Source organism: Archangium lipolyticum, assembly GCF_024623785.1.
Classification (GTDB): Bacteria; Myxococcota; Myxococcia; order Myxococcales; family Myxococcaceae; genus Archangium; species Archangium lipolyticum.
Genome location: NZ_JANKBZ010000003.1, coordinates 450,234 through 467,065 on the forward strand (window position 1 = coordinate 450,234; position 16,832 = coordinate 467,065).

15 protein-coding genes are annotated in these 16,832 nt (G+C 70.0%); 4 read left to right on the plus strand and 11 right to left on the minus strand.

What is annotated here, in order from left to right; genetic code table 11:
• Positions 1–136: 136 nt before the first annotated feature.
• Positions 137–1,177: a trigger factor gene (locus tag NR810_RS08935; protein ID WP_257450166.1), complete on the minus strand. Its 1,041-nt coding sequence runs from the start codon at positions 1,175–1,177 to the stop codon at positions 137–139.
• A 30-nt stretch (positions 1,178–1,207) separates the two neighbouring features.
• Positions 1,208–2,467 (minus strand): hypothetical protein, encoded by a 1,260-nt coding sequence (locus NR810_RS08940; RefSeq protein WP_257450169.1) that lies wholly within the window; start codon positions 2,465–2,467, stop codon positions 1,208–1,210.
• 281 nt (positions 2,468–2,748) lie between these two features.
• On the opposite strand from NR810_RS08940, the gene NR810_RS08945 reads away from it, so the two are divergent.
• Positions 2,749–4,263, plus strand: a complete 1,515-nt coding sequence (locus tag NR810_RS08945; protein ID WP_257450172.1) for an FAD-binding oxidoreductase — start codon at positions 2,749–2,751, stop codon at positions 4,261–4,263.
• A gap of 65 nt (positions 4,264–4,328) precedes the next feature.
• Positions 4,329–5,021, plus strand: a complete 693-nt coding sequence (locus tag NR810_RS08950; RefSeq protein WP_257450174.1) for a RibD family protein — start codon at positions 4,329–4,331, stop codon at positions 5,019–5,021.
• Positions 5,022–5,077: 56 nt separating this feature from the next.
• Here the strand turns inward: NR810_RS08950 and NR810_RS08955 are convergent, their stop codons facing one another.
• Positions 5,078–5,833, minus strand: coding sequence for a TetR/AcrR family transcriptional regulator (locus NR810_RS08955; protein ID WP_257450176.1), 756 nt, complete (start codon positions 5,831–5,833; stop codon positions 5,078–5,080).
• Between the two features lie 172 nt (positions 5,834–6,005).
• Here NR810_RS08955 and NR810_RS08960 point away from each other — a divergent pair, with 172 nt between their 5' ends.
• Positions 6,006–6,845, plus strand: a complete 840-nt coding sequence (locus NR810_RS08960; RefSeq protein ID WP_257450178.1) for a DUF2306 domain-containing protein — start codon at positions 6,006–6,008, stop codon at positions 6,843–6,845.
• On the opposite strand, the gene NR810_RS08965 is transcribed toward NR810_RS08960, so the two are convergent.
• The 5 genes from NR810_RS08965 to NR810_RS08985 all read right to left on the minus strand — a co-directional run bounded on the left by NR810_RS08965 (position 6,737) and on the right by NR810_RS08985 (position 12,704).
• The gene (locus NR810_RS08965; protein ID WP_257450180.1) at positions 6,737–7,243 is read right to left on the minus strand and encodes a hypothetical protein; all 507 of its coding nucleotides are present in this window, start codon (positions 7,241–7,243) and stop codon (positions 6,737–6,739) included. The two genes, NR810_RS08960 and NR810_RS08965, sit on opposite strands and share 109 nt — an antisense overlap.
• The gene (locus NR810_RS08970; protein ID WP_257450182.1) at positions 7,240–9,963 is read right to left on the minus strand and encodes a phosphoenolpyruvate synthase; all 2,724 of its coding nucleotides are present in this window, start codon (positions 9,961–9,963) and stop codon (positions 7,240–7,242) included. The genes NR810_RS08965 and NR810_RS08970 overlap by 4 nt, the downstream gene beginning before the upstream one ends.
• Complete coding sequence (locus tag NR810_RS08975) at positions 9,960–10,733, minus strand: TetR/AcrR family transcriptional regulator (RefSeq protein ID WP_257450184.1); 774 nt, start codon at positions 10,731–10,733, stop codon at positions 9,960–9,962. The genes NR810_RS08970 and NR810_RS08975 overlap by 4 nt, the downstream gene beginning before the upstream one ends.
• Before the next feature lie 117 nt (positions 10,734–10,850).
• Positions 10,851–11,666 carry a Uma2 family endonuclease gene (locus tag NR810_RS08980; RefSeq protein WP_407653766.1) on the minus strand — a complete coding sequence of 272 codons (816 nt, stop codon included), beginning with the start codon at positions 11,664–11,666 and terminating at the stop codon, positions 10,851–10,853.
• A 186-nt stretch (positions 11,667–11,852) separates the two neighbouring features.
• Positions 11,853–12,704: a class I SAM-dependent methyltransferase gene (locus tag NR810_RS08985; protein WP_257450187.1), complete on the minus strand. Its 852-nt coding sequence runs from the start codon at positions 12,702–12,704 to the stop codon at positions 11,853–11,855.
• Between the two features lie 75 nt (positions 12,705–12,779).
• Here NR810_RS08985 and NR810_RS08990 point away from each other — a divergent pair, with 75 nt between their 5' ends.
• Positions 12,780–13,256 (plus strand): helix-turn-helix domain-containing protein, encoded by a 477-nt coding sequence (locus NR810_RS08990; RefSeq protein ID WP_257450189.1) that lies wholly within the window; start codon positions 12,780–12,782, stop codon positions 13,254–13,256.
• Here NR810_RS08990 and NR810_RS08995 read toward each other — a convergent pair.
• From NR810_RS08995 to NR810_RS09005, 3 genes are read right to left on the minus strand one after another with little or no spacing between them, the layout of a single operon-like run.
• Positions 13,171–15,363, minus strand: coding sequence for a glycosyltransferase family protein (locus NR810_RS08995; RefSeq protein ID WP_257450192.1), 2,193 nt, complete (start codon positions 15,361–15,363; stop codon positions 13,171–13,173). The two genes, NR810_RS08990 and NR810_RS08995, sit on opposite strands and share 86 nt — an antisense overlap.
• Positions 15,360–16,166: a class I SAM-dependent methyltransferase gene (locus NR810_RS09000; RefSeq protein ID WP_257450193.1), complete on the minus strand. Its 807-nt coding sequence runs from the start codon at positions 16,164–16,166 to the stop codon at positions 15,360–15,362. Before NR810_RS09000 ends, NR810_RS08995 begins: the two co-directional genes overlap by 4 nt.
• Positions 16,163–16,804, minus strand: a complete 642-nt coding sequence (locus NR810_RS09005) for a class I SAM-dependent methyltransferase (RefSeq protein ID WP_257450195.1) — start codon at positions 16,802–16,804, stop codon at positions 16,163–16,165. Before NR810_RS09005 ends, NR810_RS09000 begins: the two co-directional genes overlap by 4 nt.
• Between the last annotated feature and the right edge of the window lie 28 nt (positions 16,805–16,832).

The following is a 16,832-nucleotide window of genomic DNA, read 5'->3' on the forward strand; positions in this document are numbered from 1 at the left end:
CCCTGTCACTTCCGGATCATTGATGAAGTGCCAACTTCCATGACCCGCTGCCGATTCAGGGTACTCATACCCCATTCCGGGGACCACGAGGTGGGCCGCGTCTACTTCATGGAGCGGAGCGGCCCTCGAGTCGAAGTCAGGCCGCCATGCGGACGCTGGCCCGGCTCATGACGTGCTCCACGGCCGTGAGGTGCCAGGCCACCTGATCGATCCGGGCCAGGTTCTGGGGCTCGGCGCCCAGGGCGGCGACCACCTGTTCCACCGGCAGTCCGGCGGCGTTCGCCTCGTCCCGGATGAGCTTCTCCACCTTCTCCCGGCTCGGGGTCACCCCGTCCCGCTTGCAGATGGCGCCCAGGGCCAGGGCGATGCGCAGCCGCAGCTCCACCTCGGCCCGCGTCGACTCGTCCCGCAGCCACGCGCGGAGCGACGCCTCCCGGAGCGCCTCATCGAAGCCAAGCCTGCTCATCGCGCGGCCCTCGCTGGTGCTCCAACGGCGGCGGATCTCCTCGTCGATGAGCTCGGCGGGGACCTTCACCCGGGTGCGCGCGGCCACCGTGGCCAGCACCTGCCGCTGGACCTGGCACAGCAGCAACTGCGTGGCCTCCGCCTCCATCTGCCGCAGGACGGCACGCGTGGCCTGCGCGAGTGTGTCGCCGTAGCCGAAGGCCCGCAGGAAGGCGGGGCTGCTCAGCTCGGGATAGGTCACCTCACGTGCCCCCTTGAGTTGCAGGGAGAAGCGCGCGGGAGCCCCCCGCAGGGACTCGACCGGGTAGTCGCCGGGCAGGGTGATATCCACGGCGAGATTCTCCCGGGGCGAACGGCCCACGAGCGCTTCGTAGAGCCCGGGCAGCAGGGGCTCGGGCGCCAGGGTCATCCACACGTCGGTGCGCAGGCTGAAGGGGATGAGCTCGCCGCGGCTGTAGCCCACGATGTCGAACAGGATCTCGTCCCCCCACGCCAGCTTCTCGCTGGGATAGCGGTAGCGCTCGGTGGCCAGGGGGCGCGCCAGCTCCAGGAAGCGCTCCTGGACCTGCTCCGGGGTGAACGCCGCCGGGGGGGAGAGCGTGATGGAGAGCCCCTCGAGCGAGGGCGCCTCCACCTGGGGCAGGGACATCGACAGCGAGAGATCGTCCTGCTCGTACGACGCGGCCAACTGCGGAATCACGATGGAGCTCATGGCGTCACCCTTGGGAACACGGAGGCGGAACTACCAGCCCTTGAAGAAGTCCTTGATGCCCTTGCCGACCTTCTCGGCGGTGTCCTTGATGCCCTCTCCGACCTTTTCGGCGGTGTCCTTGATGCCCTTGCCGACCTTCTCGGCGGTGTCCTTGATGCCCTCTCCGACCTTCTTGGCGCCCTTCTTGATGTCGTCCCCGAAGTTCTTGACCACCTCACCCGCGATGGAGGCGCCCGTCGAGATGGCCCCACCGATCTGGGAGATGACGGGGATGTTGGTCGCGGCGATCACCGAGCCTCCGGCGACGATGCCCGAGGTGATCTTGTCGCCGAGGCTCGCCTTGGGGTCCTTGATGGTGGTGACGGCGTTGGCGACGTCGAGGCCCGCCATGGCGACGTTGAGGCCCGGGACGAACCTGCCAGCGGCCTTCCCTCCCGCCTTGGCCAGGCCCTTGGCGAAGTCATCGGCCTTGCCGGTCACGGAGGAGGGCTTGATGTCCGGGGCCGAGGCAGAGGGCCTGGTGTCCGGAGCGGAGGGCTTCGCCGTGGGCCTGGACTCCGGGGCGGAGGGCTTGAGCTCCGGAGCGGAAGGCTTGGAGGCCGGCTTCCTGAACATGTCACCCAGGCCGCCCAGGTCGCTCAGGCCACCGGCCAGGTCGCTCACGCCGCCGAGGACCTGACCCGGGAGGGCGGTGGTGTCACCGTAGGCGCCGTAATCATCGTAGGCGCCGTAATCATCGTAGGCGCCGTACTCCCCCAACTGCTCGGCGCTGTACGGGCCTGCTTCGAGGTTGCCCGCGGCCAGGGGACCCTGGGTATGAGCGATACCCTGGAGGGCATCGAGCTGGCGCAGATCCGTGCCGCCGTTGATGGCGCCAGCGACCCTGTTGGCGATGTCCAGGGGCATCCGGGCCGTGGCGCCCGAGAGAGCGCTGGTGGCCTCGTTCCTCAGTCCGGCGAACTGCGGACGCGAGGCGAGTCCCGCCGCGAGCTCGAGACCCGCCTGGGCGGTGGCCAGCGCGTTACCGGCGATCTCGAGGTTGTTGCCGATGAGGGCCTGCTTCCCCAGGCTCTTCTGGAGGTTGTCGCCAGCGCCTCCGATCAGGGCGGGCATGGCGCGGCGCGCGGACACCTGCTCGAACGCCGAGGTGTCCTGCGGGGTGAACATCTTCTGGGCCGGCGCCAGCTCCTTCGCCCCGAGGTCGGACTTCTTGACGACGCCCTCCGAAGGCAGCGTCTGGGACTGGGGGAGGATCTGGGGGCGAAGGGATCCGGAAATGGGGGCGGTCATGGGCGTCTCGGAGAGAAGGATTTGGAGAAGAGGAGTCGGACACGAACCAGAGCAGGTCTCGTGCCAGCCTCTTCCGAGGAGGAGGAACACCCGGTTTCCCTCGGGAGCCCCACGATGAAGACCCGAGCCCTCCCCTCTTCCACCTGGTGACTGCCGTTCGAAGGTGGTGACAGTTGTCATCACCCCCCGGCCCGCGGGTGGAGCTTCCGGTGAGGAGCCGGGCCGGTAGACTCGGCGGGGCGAGGCGGTCGCGCTCCAGCACCGCGGAAGAAGGAGGAGACATGGATCGGCTGCGGGAGGCGCTCGAGGCGTGGCGTCGGGAGCTGGGCGGGGACAACGTGCTCACCGACGAGTCGACGCTCGTCCGGGCGCGCACGGCGACCTTCGCGACCACCCAGGATGTCGGTGCGGTGCTGCGTCCCGGAAACACCGAGGAGGTGCGCGCCTGCCTGCGCATCGCCCAGGAGATGCGCATCCCCGTCACCCCGGTGAGCGCCGGGCGCAACCAGGGCTATGGCTCGCGAGTGCCGGCGCGCAGCGGCGTGCTGCTGGACCTGGGCCGGATGAATCGCGTGCTCGAATTCGACGAGGAGCTGGCGTACCTCACGGTGGAGCCGGGCGTCTCGTTCGAACAAGCGCATGCCTTCCTGGAGGAGCGAGGCTCGCGGCTGCAGCTGGCCACCATCGGCGGGCCGCCCCAGTCGAGCCTCATCGGCAACGCGCTCGAGCGGGGGGACGGAACGGGGCCTCACGGGGACATCTTCCAGTACGTGTGTGGCCTGGAGGTGGTGCTGCCCACGGGCGAATGCCTTCGCACCGGGCCCGGGCGCTATCCCCATGCCCAGGCGGCGTCCGTGCTGCGCTGGGGCGCGGGCCCCGGCCTGGATGGGCTCTTCAGCCAGTCGAACCTGGGGGTCGTGACGCGGATGACCTTCTGGCTGGCGCCGCGAGCGGACTGCCTGAGGCTGGTGTCGGGCGTGCTCGAGGATCCCTCGCAGCTGGGCCCGGTGGTGGAGCGGCTGCGGCTGCTGCGGATGGAGGGCACCCTGCGCGAGGCCTTCTCGCTGTGGAACGACTACAAGGTGATGTCCGTGCTCGGCCAGTATCCGTGGGAGGCGACCCGGGGGCTCACGCCGCTGCCGGAGTCGCACCGCGCGAGGCTGCGCGCCGAGCTGAACGTCTCGCCCTGGCACCTGAGCTTCGTGCTCGAGGCCCCGAGCGAAACACAGGCACGGGCGGCGCAGGAGCGGGTGGAGCGCGTGCTGGAGGGGGCCGTGCCCACCCTCTCCTGCATGCGGGAGGACGAGGTGGGGCCGGGCTCACTCCGGCAGGTGCCCTCGGCGCGCAACCTTCGGATGATGTACTGGCGCAAGCGCTCGCCCCCACCCGAGGTGCCGGAGCCGGAGCGCGACGGGTGCGGCTTCATCTGGCTGTCATGCGCCGTGCCGATGACGGGCCCCCACCTGGAGACGGCGCTGGCGCTCGCCGAGCCCCTGCCGCTCCGGTTCGGCTTCGAGCCCAACCTGTGCGTGCTGGGCGTCTCGGCGCGCTGTGCCTACCTGGTGGTGGCGATCATCTATGACCGGGAGGTGGAAGGAGAGGACGCTCGTGCGCTGGCCTGCCACCAGGCGTTGCAGCAGGTCCTGGGAGAAGCGGGCTACTACCCGGCGCGGTTGGGCATCCAGTCGCCCGTGCTCCCCTTCGTGCCGGAGGATGACTCGCCGAGGGTGTTGCGGACGCTCAAGGCCGCGCTGGACCCCCACGGCATCCTCGCCCCCGGGCGCTACCTGCCGTGATGCTTCATGGGAGTTCGAGTCTCACTGCTTGACTGGCGTACCGGTTCGTCATGAGGAACTGACAGATGAATGGAGCGAAGCGGCCGTACGTGATTTGTCACATGATTCCCTCCGTCGATGGGCGGATCGTCACCACGAGCTGGAAGCTCCCATCCAGCGCCCATGCCGAGTACGAGCGTACGGCCCGGACCTTCGACGCCGATGCGTGGATGATCGGCCGGATTTCGATGGAGCCCTACGCCGGGAAGGCAAGGGTTCCGGCGCGCAAGGTGCAGCACCCGATTCCGAGGACGGACTTCATCGCCAGGCGCGATGCGGAGTCCTACGCCATCGCCCTGGACCCCTCCGGGAAGCTCACCTGGAAGTCGAGCTCCATCGACGAGGAGCACGTGATTACGGTCCTCACCGAGGCGGTCTCGGACGACTACCTGGCCTTCCTTCAATCCAAGGGCGTCTCCTACCTGTTTGGCGGCAAGACGGACTTGAACCTGAAGAGGGTGCTCGAAAAGCTCAGGAAGGAGTTCGGCATCAAGAAGCTGCTTCTCGAAGGCGGCGGGAAGATCAACGGCTCCTTCCTGGCCGCGGATCTCATCGACGAGCTGAGCGTGCTGGTGGCGCCCATCGCGGACGGTGCCATCGGTACCCCGGCGCTCTTCGATGCGAGAGAGGGAAAGGGGCCCGCTCGCCACCTGAAGCTGGTGTCCTTCGAGAAGCGCAGGGGTGACCTGCTCTGGCTGCGCTACAAGCTGAAGCGCTGACGCACCGGTCACACTCGACAGGACAGGTTCTCGGGCCTGCCCGCCAACCCGCTTCGTTAGCGGACGCGAACGCGCATCCCGACGCCGTCGAGGATACGCGCCAACCCGAAGTCGAAGTCAGCGGCTCCGTCGTCACCGTCAGCGCTCGGCTCGAAGGAGCCAGCAGCGGAAAGCTCAGCCAGCGCGGGAAAGCGCTCGGCGTCGATCAATCTGGCCAGCGTCCGACCGTACCAGGCCTTCGCCTCCCGGCTACCCCAGGAGGAATGCCCGTTCGTCCGCGGCAGCCCCGCATGGAGCTGCGCCTCACCGCGCACGTAGTTGAGGACCAGGAGTATCACCCCCAGCTTCTCGTTCGGGCTCAGGCCGGTACCGGCCAGGGTGCGCAGGCCACAGTCGAGCCAGGCGAGCTGGCCCGGTTCCAACGGTGGCCGGCCGATGGTGACCTCCAGAGTCCAGGGGCGCCGGTAGTAGACCGACCGCAGCGCCCAGGCCCAGCGCTCCAGCCCGCCGCGCCAGCCGTCGGCCGCAACATCAATGACGGGCGGCTTCCCTGGCGCGGCATCTATCATGAAGACCAGGAGATCCTCCTTGCTCGCGACATGCCGGTAGAGGGACATGGTGGCGCACCCCAGCCGCTCGGCGAGGTGGGCCATGGAGAGCGCCTGAAGGCCTTCAGCGTCGGCGATCTCGATGGCCGCGGCGACGATGCGCTCCAGGCTGAGCGCCTGTGAGGGTCCACGCGGGCGCCGGTCGGTCCTTCCCCAGAGCACCGCCAGACTGCGCGGAAGTTCGTCGTCGGTCTCTCTTCCCATCGTCACTCCTGTTCCCTGCGCACGGCGACAGCATCACACGCCAACGTACACCCTACGCATTGCGTACGACATACGCAAGGCGTATGCTATACGCAGACAGGCGTCGATCCGCTCTGATGCCAGACGAGAGCCACGCGCTTTTCCCGGTGCCATGGCCAGACAGGAGCCACTCATGATCACGAAGACAGAAACGACGGACGCAAGGACGCCTCCCGCCCAGCACACCGCTCCGGCCGCCTGGCCTCCTGGACGGCCACGCTGGTGGCAACGGCCCTGGATCGCCCCGCTGGCGCTCATCTCCATCATCTTCGTCGCGTTCTCGCTGCCACCCTATCTGTCACTGAATCCAGAACGGTCCCGGGTACCGCAGCCGGACAACTTCGCGGCGCATTACCCGCTCTTGATCGCGCACGTGGTCTTCGGCTCGGTGGCGTTGCTGACCGCCAGTCCTCAGGTGTGGCCCTGGTTCCGCCAGCGTTACCCGGTTGCCCACCGGCTCATCGGCCGGGTGTACGTCCTGGGGGGTGTGCTCCCCGCCGGAATCACCGGCCTGATCATCGGCGCGTTCAGTCCCTTCGGCCCGCTGGCCCGGGTGAACAACGTCCTGATGGCTTCGCTCTGGCTGCTCTTCACGGTCACCGGTTACCGCATGGCGCGGCGGCACCAATATGTCGAGCACCGCCGGTGGATGATCCGCAGCTTCGCGCTCACCGCATCGATCATCACCAACCGGCTCTGGGCGGTGATCGGATTCATCATCCTTTCGCCGCAGCTGGACACGACCTTCGAGGGCAGCGAGAAGATGCTCACCTGGACCATCGCGGGCCTGTCCACCTCGCTGGGCTGGGTGATTCCGCTGCTCATCGCCGAGTGGTGGCTGGATCGCGGCGAATCAGTCAGCATTCAGGTGCGGCCCATGAGGGCTGGCCCGAACGCATGGGCCAGCAGCCCGGCCACGGGGGGAAGCAGGAGCGAGATCAGCAGCCGCAGTCCGGTCAGCCGGCCGCCATAGATGGCGACCTCCATCGGCAGGCGGATGAAGGACAGCAGGGAGAGCGAGGTCAGGTAGGTGACGACGACGCCGAGCCCCGCCCCGGAGCGCACTAGGGCCGCGGCCAGGGGCATGCCGATGGGGCCACCTCCGGGGGTGAGCGCGCCCGCCACCCACGCCACCCCGATCCCCCGCCAACCCGCTTCGTCGGACAGCCAGTGCGCCACCAGCTCGCGTGGCAGCAGCACCTGCACGAAGCCGGTGAGCACGAAGACCACCACCAGCAGGGGCAGCAGCGTCACGCTCTCCTGCCCTCCCCGCTTCAGTCCCTCGGACACCAACGGCCAGCCACCTCGCCATGCCGCCAGCCCCACCACGCCCAGCAGCAGCACGCCCATGAAGATCAGCGCGGCCTTCACGGAGCACCTCCGTCCAGCAGCTCCACGAAGCCGCGAGTCCCCTCCACGCGGATGCGCTGGCCGGTGCGGATGCGCTGCGTGGCGCCCGTCACGCTGACCACGGCCGGGATGCCGTACTCGCGGGCCACGACCGAGCCGTGCGTCATGAGCCCTCCCACTTCCGTCACCAGTCCGGCCGCATGCACGAACAGGGGCGTCCAGCCGGGGTCCGTATGGGGTGCCACGAGGATCTCACCCGCGTGGAGCACCTCGCTCGCCGGATCGAGCACCACGCGGGCCACTCCTTCCACCACTCCGGCGGAGGCCGCCGTCCCGGACAAGGCACCCGGGGGCAGGTCCACGCGGGCCGCCAGCGAGGGAATCTCTCCATCGCTCGCCATCACGAACGGCGGCGAGCGCCTGGCGTCGCGCCGGAGCGTCGCCCGCCGCTCCTCGGCGAGGGGACGCAGATCCGGCGCCGGGGAGGCCTCGAGCGCGGCGATCAACTCCTCGAAGCGGAACAGGTACACGTCGTCCGCCGTCGCGAGTGCCCCGCGCTGTACCAGCAGGGCTCCGGCCTCGCGCACCGAGTCACGCACGAGATCCAGGACGCGGACGAGCAGGAACTTGGGATGCTCTCTCAGCCCCATGCCCGCGCGGGTGACGCGCACCAACCGGCGAGCCAGCGCCGCTCGCAGCCACCCGGTCGGCCCGCGCCGCGATGCGGCGCACAGGCGCTCGCAGGTGGCTTCGGCCTTGGCGGCCAGCGCCGCGTGGTGGGCCCGGTGCTCGCCCGCGGAACGGTGGGCCGTGGAGGGCCCGATGCCTCCGACGATGGCCGCGATGAGCGGCGCGGGCTCGTCCTTGTAGCGGGGCCGGGACAGATCGATCTCCCCGGGTCCGCGCATGCCATAGCGCGCGATGAAGGCCCCCCAGGCCTCGAGGAACTCGGGTCCGCCCTCCACGTCGCGAACGGCGGCCAGGGCCTCGGTGGCGGGACGGCTTCGCAGCAACTCCGCCAGTGCCGGATGAGGACGCACCCGGTCCATCAGGTCGCCCACGGCCAGGTCCATCTCGGTGGTGATGTTGCCCGGCAGGCCCCGCTCCAACGCGGAGAGGTCCTCCTGCGTACCGGCGAGCACCCCTCGTTGGACCAGCCGGTGGAGGAGACGGTTCCCGATGACCCCCACGGCGATGTTCGGGGCCAGGATGGAGATGACGCGGGAGAAGAGCTCGGAGAGCACGCGCCGCGCCTCGCGCAGCCGTGCCGCTCCTGGGGCCACCGCCGCGAGCCGGGCACGCGCCTCGGCGAGCCTCGCTTCGCCGAAGGCCTCGACCCCGGGCAGGAGCCGGGCGGGATTCAAGACGATCAGCCGGGCCAGGACCCGGGCCATGATGGGGAAGAAGAAGCGGCCGAAGGCTTTCATCGACGCCCGTCCCCTGCTCGCGCCGCGCTGGAAGGCGGGCCGGCTGGCCAACGTCTCCAGGCCCTGGCCCACGTTCTCGTAGACGTGACCGAGAACGCCCCCGATCACCCGCCGCAGGGTGGGATGGCGCAGCACGGACGTCAGGTCCACGAAGAGCCGGCTGCCCGCGAGGGCAAGGGCCCGTGTCTCGATGGGAGCATCCCCCGGGCCCGCCGGTGGTCTGCCGAACGGGATCATCAACTGCCACACCTGGGCGGCGAGCGGCGGCATGGGGTCCGTCATCATCTGCACGTGGCCGAAGCTGGCGTAGACGTGCAGGCCCTCGTCGTCGGGGGCGGGCTCGGGCAGCGGGTAGAGGCTCGTGATGGGCCGGGTCTGGACCACGTAGAGCCTTCCGGCCTCGATGCACCACTCGATGTCCTGCGGCTTGCCGTAGTGCGTCTCGATCCGCACACCCAACGCGACCAGCTCCCGCAGGGCCGCGTCATCCAGGGCCCGGGCTCGGCGAGTGGCTTCGGGCAGGCGCTCCTCCCAGGTTCCGCCCTCGGGCCTGGGACGGATGGCGAGGGCCTTGTCGCCAACCCGGACCTCCAGAATCCCTCCCGTCTCCTTGTCCACCTTGTAGAGGTCGGCGTTGATGAGCCCGCTGACGAGCGCCTCGCCCAGGCCGAAGCCGGCATCGATGGAGACGGTGCCCCGCCGCCCGGAGATGGGATCGGCGGTGAAGAGGATTCCGGACACCTCGGGCAGCACCATGCGCTGGATGACGACGCTCAGCTTGACGCCGCGGTGCCCGAAGCCGCTCCGGGCCCGGTACAGCACGGCGCGCTCGGTGAACAGCGACACCCAGCACCGCCGGACCGCGTCGAGGAGGGCCTCGGCCCCGCGGATGTTGAGATAGGTGTCCTGCTGGCCCGCGAAGCTGGCGTCCGGGAGATCCTCCGCCGTGGCGCTGGAGCGCACCGCCCAGCAGGCCTCGGTCCCCAGCTCCCTCCAGGTGGCGAGCACCGCGTCGGCCACGGCCGGGGGAATGGGCGCGCGGCCGAGCGCGGCGCGAGTGGATTCGGCGGCACGGCGGGCCGCCTCCACATCCTTTCCATCCAGCGCCTCCAGCCGCGCGTACAGCGCCGGGAGCTCCCCGCAGCCAGCCAGGAAGGCATCGAAGGCGGCCGTCGTGACACAGAAGCCGGGAGGCACCGGGAACCCGGCGCGGGCCATCTCACCCAGGTTGGCCCCCTTGCCACCCACGCGGGGGAGATCCACCGCGGAGATGCGTTCGAAGGGGAGGATCAGCGGCTCCATATTCGTGCTCATGGGGTTCTCCGGGCCTTCTTGGACGCGACGCCGTCCAGGAACACATGGGTGACGAACCGGGCGGCCTCCCCGGGCTCTGGTGGGGGCTGGCCCTCGAGCACCGTGCCCATGAAGGAGGCGAAGAGCATCCCGACGAACGCCATGGCCATGCGCCCGGGGTCATCGGGCCCGAGCGCACCGCTGGCCGCGTAGGACTCCAGAAGCTGGGTGAGGGTCGTCCGGACACGTATCGGGGAGGCGTCCAGGAGTTCCGCCCATTGCCCACCGCGCATCTTCTCCAGGAGCGCGAGCTTGAGCAGATCGAGATCCTGCGCCATGTAACGCAGCAGGGTCGCGGCGACGCGCTCCAGATCGGCGCGCAGGTCACCGGTGGGATTCAGGGCCGCCTCCTGCATCGCCCGGCGCGGGCCGATGTGACTGGCGAACGTGGTGATCAGCCCCTGCTTGTCTCCGAACTGGCGGTAGACCGTGGCGGGGCCCACGCCGGCTTCGCGTGCGACATCCTCGAGCGTGGCCGCCTCGAAGCCGGCCCGGGTGAACACCACCCGGCACGCCGCCAGGATGCGCTCCCGCACATCGGCTCGCCTGCCGACCTCGATCCCCTGCTCGGAGAGCGTGGCGAGCACGGCTTCGCGGCTGCCGGCCTGCCGGTACAGCGTGGCGCGAGACAGCCCGGACTCCCGCGCCAGGTCATCCATGGTGAACCCGTCGGGCCCATGGAGGGCGACCAGGCGGGCGGCGGCTTCAATGATGTTCTCGGTCAGTGGCATGGCGTGATGAGTCGATACGAGAGATAGATATCTCTCTCGTCTCATCCTGTCAACACAGACTGAGAGACACTTCTCTCACGCCGTATCAAGAGAACATCGGGACCTCCGGGCTTCCGCTCACCCCTCGTGCTGCCGGAGGCGTTCCAATTCGGCCTGGGAGTCCGCGAGACGGCGCTCCAACTCCTCCCGTCGCCGCGTCTCTTCCGCCAGCCGCCTCTCCGTGTCCTCCAACTGCCGGGCCTCTTCGTCCGCGCGCTGCTGCAGCCCCGCCACCAGCGTCTCCATCCGGTCGATGAGCTCCTCGTACTCCAGCAACATCGCGTGCCCCGCCCAGAAGCGCAGCCGCCCCTCCTCCACCTGCAGCTCCAGTCCCAGCACCTGCGAGGCGTAGCGGCCCTGCGCCGGGGCGATGGGCACATACGCCTTCGCGTCCGCTGAGGGCAGCCGGTAGGCCTCCAGACGCTGCCGCGCCCGGTCGTAGATGAAGTACTCGGGGATGCCCACCCGGGCGTAGCGCCTCACGTTGTACTCGGCGTCCTTCTTCCGGTCGCCGCCCACGTGGACCTCCATCACCCAGTCCAACCCCTTGCCCTCCTGGCTCACCACCCACTTCTGACGCGGGTGGGGATCCGCATCCAGCACCGCCACCAGGTCCGGCGCGAAGCGTCGCTCGGCCGGGTAATACACCGGCAGCTCGGTGCCCAGGTACACCCGCCGCCGTTGCCGCGAGAAGTACCCCTTGAGCGCCTGCAACGCTCCCATCTTCGCCTGGGAGTGCAGGTCCCCCTCGGGCATCGCCATCTCGTCCCACGTCACCTCCCCGGGCAGCTCTTCCACCACCCGGGCCCTCTCCGCCTCGCTCATCCTCGCCCACTCTTCCCGAGAGGGCGCCCGGGGGTAGGCGTCCTCTCGTCCTTCTTCGTCCCGTGCCATGCCCGTCAGGGTGCGGCGAGCAGCGGGCCCGGTCAATCGTCCCCGCTCTGCCCGTGAGCAAGCGGTGGACCATGAAACACAGGCGCGCCGCTCCGAGTGGACCAGGGTGGCAGGAGCGACGCGGCCCGTCCCTCCAGCGCTGGGGGCGTCCCATCTGGTGGACGCATTGTCAGAGCCCCCTCCACCTCAAACGGACAGTGCTCGGGCGCCGACCATCCAGCAGGCAGCGGTGAAGCGGACTTCCGCTCCGTGCACATAGGGCTCAAAAGCGGCGCGGACCGTTTCGATGACCCGGGTGCGAGTCCGGTCGTCCGCCTCGTGAAGAATCAGGCCGAGGGGACCGAGCCGGGTCAGGTAACGGACCAACTCCTTCTCGGGCAGGGTGCAGGCAACGTCGATCGGCCGGATGTCGATCCCGGCCCAGCCGCTTTCCTCCAGGATGCGGTAGACCCGGCGCTGGTCCGCGAAGGCGAACTGCCCCGGCGCGTCCGGCTTGCGGGCGGGCAGGTTCGGCAGGAGCGGTGCCGCGGCGCGCTCGGCCGTCGTCATGAACGGATTTTCCGAAGGACTCCGCCAGGCGACGAACCGCAATTCGGCGTCGTCCTTCGCGGCACGCCTCAGGTTCGCGAAGGCCCGGACGGAGTCGTCGAAGAACATGACGCCGAAGCGCGAAATGATCATGTCGAAGCTCGCGGGCTCGAAGGCGTGGTTTTGCGCGTTGGCGCGGATGAAGCTTGCCGGCGTGCCTTCCCGTTCGGCGCGGGCCTGGGCGGCGGTGATCATCGGCTCCGAAATGTCGATGCCGCTGCAGTGGCCCTTCGCGCCGAGCAGCCGCGCGACGGCGAGCGTCGTGCTGCCCGTACCGCAGCCGACGTCGAGCACCCGGCTCCCGGAGCCGGCGAAGACCGCTTCGACGAGCAGGTCTTCCAGCGGCTTGAACATCTGGTCGAGCAACTCCTGCGCCTCGACCCAGGCGCGTCCGGCGGGGCCATTCCAAAGCGTCGTCTGCCCGTCATCGGTCTGGCGGGTGGCATTCATGAGCGTCTCCTTTTGCGTGCCTTCAAGAATCGAAAGCCGTACTGTGCCAGTTCAAGTCGACTTGAGGTCAAGAGGGTGAAAGACCTGGACATCACCGAAGTGGCGCGGCGGTCCGGCGTTCCTGCCTCGACGCTGCGGTTCTATGAGGAAAAGGGGCTGATCGCCTCTATCGGCAGGCGGGGCCTGCGCCGTCTGTTCGAGCCCGGGGTGCTGGAACGGCTGGCGCTGATCGCGCTGGGGCGCGCCGCCGGCTTCTCGCTCGATGAGATCGCGCTGATGTTCGCGCCGGACGGGCGGCTGCGCATCGACCGACAGATGCTCGCGGGCAAGGCGGAGGAGCTGGACAGGACGATCCGCCAACTGAGCGCCATGCGCGACGGCCTACGGCACGCCGCCGCCTGCCCCGCGCCGAGCCACATGGAATGCCCCACCTTCCGCCGCCTCCTGCGGGCCGCCGCGTCTGGCTCTACCGAGCCGGCCCCACCCGCCTCCGGGTCCTCGCCTGGAGCACGCCCGCGACGGCGAGCAGAACCACCGCCGCGGCGCTCGTGAGGGCACCGGCCACGAGCCCCGGCGTCCGGTACTCGAAGCGCACCACGTGCCGGCCCGCGGACAGGGGCACCGCACGCACGGCATGGTTGGCCGGGTACACCGGCAGCGGCTTCCCCCCCTCGGTGGCCTCCACGCCCGCATAATAGGACTCGTTGAGCACCAGCATGCCCGGCGCCTCGAGCACGGCCTCCACCTCGACGGCGTCTCCGTCACGGCGGATGCGCTCCACCGGTTGGGCCGGGCCCGTGGGCTCGTGCGCGAGGCCCGGGCCGACTCCCTCCGCCTCGGCCTCCAGCACCACCTCGCCACCGGGGCGGAAGCTCGAGGAGCCCAGGTAGTCCACCACCTGCGCGCGCGGCAACACCCTCACGCCCTGGGTGACGTAGGCGCGCGGCAGGAAACGCCGGAAGGGCACCGCCATGGCATCGGCGCGCTCGTCATACCCCACCGCCTGCTGGCGCTGGTCCGGCCTCAACACGGCCGGCGAGGCGATGAACAGGCGCGTGCCGAAAACGCCCGCGAGCTTCCCCACCCAGAGTTCCTGGTGCCCGAGCACCAGCTCGTTGTACCGGGCGGAGAAGCCCTGCAGGTACACGTTGGACGTGGGCAGCCCGTGCAACGAGCCGCGCAGGGGCGCGAGCGCCGCGTTCTGCACCAGGTCCAGCTCCGTGCCGGACTCGTAGGGGCGCTCCGGCTTCCACAGGAAGAAGTAGGAGAAGCCCTCGCCCGACACGCCGCCGCGCCGGAGCGCCTCCGCGAGCGGCGGCGGTTCGTAGAAGTCCGTCGGGGCGGTGAGCACCAGCCGGGAGTTGGCGAGCCCCAGGTCCAGCGCCAGCACCGCGAGCGCCACGTGCGACAGCAGCGGCACGAGCGCCCGGCGCCACGCCGCCGCGCCCAGCGCCCCCGCGAGCAGCAGGGCCAGCAGGGCGGGCTCCCAGGCCCCCACCGCGGCACCGGCCACGGCCGCGAGCACACCCAGCGCCCCCGGGAGGAAACGGAGGGAGTCCCGGCGCAGCACCTGCTGGGCCCCCCGCGCGGCGAGCAGCGGGAGCACCAGCATGGCCGGTCCCATGGCCTTCACGGGGAACTGGAAGGACTTCCAGAACGGGACGACGGCCGAGAAGAGCGACCACAGCGGCGTGGCCGAGCCCGTGGCGAGCACCAGCGAGACGGCGGCGATGCCCACCAACTGCGAGCGCAGTCGGCCCCGCGCCGCGGCCCCCAGCAGCACGAGCGCCACCACGCCGAGCCCCACGTACGTCGTCTCGAACATGACGTCGCGGCCCGCGAGCGCCTCGGGGTTCACCAGGCCGAACAGCTGGTGGAGGTCGAACCGCCAGTAGTCCGGGCTGACGATTCCGGCCCCGCTCGAGCGTGGGGACTCGCGAAACAGGAGGAGCGACGGCACGAGCTGCACCGCCGCCAGGGCCACCGCGAGCACCGTCCCGAGCGCGAGCGACAGGGCCGGGCGCAACAGCCGCTGGGGCCGGGTGCGCCGCACCATCAGCGCCGCGGCCCCGAGCAGGCCCATGATGGACAGGTGCGGGTCTCCCGCGAGCAGCATCCATGCGAGCGACAGCGCGAGCACCAGCGGACGCAACCTCCCGCCGCTCCGGCACCGCACGGCGCCCCACCACATCCACGGCAGCGCCGCGGCCGCGAGGGACATGGAGGTGAACTCGGTGAGGCCCAGGAAGTAGGGGCCGAGCACGTACGCGGTGGCCGCCATCGCCGCGAACACCGGGCGCAGGCCGAGCGCGCGTCCGAGCCGCCACGTGCCCAGCAAGGCGAGCGGCACCGGCAGCAGCATCTGCGACACGAAGGCCACCTGGAAGGGCAGCGCCAGGAAGAGGAGCGTGCTCGGGTGGAACGCGCTGATGACGGGCACGGAGACGAACGGCATGCCCAGGCCATCCCACGGCCACCACTGCGGCAGGTGACCCGAGCGCAGCGATTCACCGAGCACGCGCTTGAGGGGCACGAACAGCCGCCCCATGTCGCGCCGGAAGGGCAGCTCGCCCAGGAAGAGGAGCCCCCGGAAGACGAAGAGCGCGACGGCCGCCGGAACGAGCAGTGGCCCGAGCGCGCGCAGGCGGCGCCCGCTCATAGAGGCTTACGGCCCTCGACGAGAAATTCCGCCGAGGGCGCGGAGTCCCCGTGGAGCGTCAGCAGCCCACGCACGAGCGCGTAGACGGGCACCGCCTCCAGGCTGCGCAGCCGGGGGAAGAGCGTCCAGCGCCCCGTCAGCTTCTTGCTCATCAGCCCGAGCAGCGACGGCAGGAGGAACATCTCGAAGGTGACGGTGGACGCGGTGGAGCCGATGGGGTCCACGCGCGGCACCTCGAAGCCCGCCTCGCGGAACCAGCGCGCCCAGCCCTCGGCGTCCTCGAGGTGCTCGTGCCGGAACTGCTGGTCGATGGCCTCGCACACCGTATGAGAGAGCGACTCCAACCCCAGGCGCTTGAGGGCGCGCGGCGTGGCCATGTACGAGGCCCACTCGCGGTTGGGCAGGAACGCATAGACGACGCCGCCCGGCTTCAGGGACTTGTAGATGGTGCGAAGCGCGGCGCCGAGATCGGGGATGTGCTCGAGCGAGCAGTTGGCGACGCAGCTCCCGAAGAAGCCCTCCGGCAGCCGCGCGCGGGTGATGTCGGCGAGCATCACCTGCGAGTAGGCCCGCGACGCCTGGGCACGCCGGCCCTCGTTGCCGTCGATGTCGATGCCCCACACCTCGGCGTCCTGGAAGGCGAGCCGGGCGAACAGGCCGTCACCACAGCCGACGTCGAGGATGGGGCCGTCGCACCGCAGGCCGCGCATCGCGTGGAGGCGCACGCACTCCTTGATGGCCAGCGCGGTGGGGGCGTAGGGGTAGTAACTCTGGAAGTCGCGGAGCGTGATTTCGTCGCTCATGAGGCATGTGGCCGGCGCGCCGTGGCGGCGAGCACCCAACCGAAGGAGATGGTTTCGACCCGGACGTCGACGGCACCCGCCTCGCGCAAGGAGGACACCAGGGACGGCTTGTCGAAAGGAGTGGGATGAAGACCGCGGCGCGTGAAGCCCTGCACCCGGGCGATGGCCTCGAGCACCGTCTTCTCGATCAGCGGCAGGAGTGAGAGGGAGCCGTAGTTGGGCGTGGTGAGGAAGACCTGCCCGCCCGGGCGCACCACGCGCATCAGGTCCGCGAGCCACGGTCCGGGCCGGTGCAGGTGCTCGATGACGTCCATCGACAGGACCAGGTCGAAGCGGCCACCCGGGTAGGGCAGCGGCGCGTCTGGCTGGATCACGTCCGCCCCCGCCAGCTTCTCCCCGTGGAGCGAGCGGGCGAGCGACATGGCGCGCGGGTCGATGTCGCAGAGGGTGTAGCGGCGGCCCTCCTGGGGGAGCGAGGGGAACTCGAAGAAGGGACCGGAGCCGACGTTCAGCACGTCAACCGCGCCGGACTCGCGGACCACCCGTGCCGCCGCCTGCACGATGGGGCCATGGTACAGGCGCCACGGGAGCCTGAGCTTGAGCCGGTGATTGGAGAAGTAGTCGACGGCTTCGGGCATATGGAGGGGGCGGAACTCCGAACGGTCG

Bases quoted from the DNA above. Each gene is read 5' to 3' on its own strand.
- NR810_RS08985 (WP_257450187.1), bottom strand. From the start codon at position 12,704: ATGAATGCCACCCGCCAGACCGATGACGGGCAGACGACGCTTTGGAAT.
- NR810_RS08935 (WP_257450166.1), bottom strand. From the start codon at position 1,177: ATGAGCTCCATCGTGATTCCGCAGTTGGCCGCGTCGTACGAGCAGGAC.
- NR810_RS09005 (WP_257450195.1), bottom strand. From the start codon at position 16,804: ATGCCCGAAGCCGTCGACTACTTCTCCAATCACCGGCTCAAGCTCAGG.
- NR810_RS08960 (WP_257450178.1), top strand. From the start codon at position 6,006: ATGATCACGAAGACAGAAACGACGGACGCAAGGACGCCTCCCGCCCAG.
- NR810_RS08955 (WP_257450176.1), bottom strand. From the start codon at position 5,833: ATGGGAAGAGAGACCGACGACGAACTTCCGCGCAGTCTGGCGGTGCTC.
- NR810_RS09000 (WP_257450193.1), bottom strand. From the start codon at position 16,166: ATGAGCGACGAAATCACGCTCCGCGACTTCCAGAGTTACTACCCCTAC.
- NR810_RS08970 (WP_257450182.1), bottom strand. From the start codon at position 9,963: ATGAGCACGAATATGGAGCCGCTGATCCTCCCCTTCGAACGCATCTCC.
- NR810_RS08995 (WP_257450192.1), bottom strand. From the start codon at position 15,363: ATGAGCGGGCGCCGCCTGCGCGCGCTCGGGCCACTGCTCGTTCCGGCG.
- NR810_RS08950 (WP_257450174.1), top strand. From the start codon at position 4,329: ATGAATGGAGCGAAGCGGCCGTACGTGATTTGTCACATGATTCCCTCC.
- NR810_RS08975 (WP_257450184.1), bottom strand. From the start codon at position 10,733: ATGCCACTGACCGAGAACATCATTGAAGCCGCCGCCCGCCTGGTCGCC.
- NR810_RS08940 (WP_257450169.1), bottom strand. From the start codon at position 2,467: ATGACCGCCCCCATTTCCGGATCCCTTCGCCCCCAGATCCTCCCCCAG.
- NR810_RS08945 (WP_257450172.1), top strand. From the start codon at position 2,749: ATGGATCGGCTGCGGGAGGCGCTCGAGGCGTGGCGTCGGGAGCTGGGC.
- NR810_RS08980 (WP_407653766.1), bottom strand. From the start codon at position 11,666: ATGGCACGGGACGAAGAAGGACGAGAGGACGCCTACCCCCGGGCGCCC.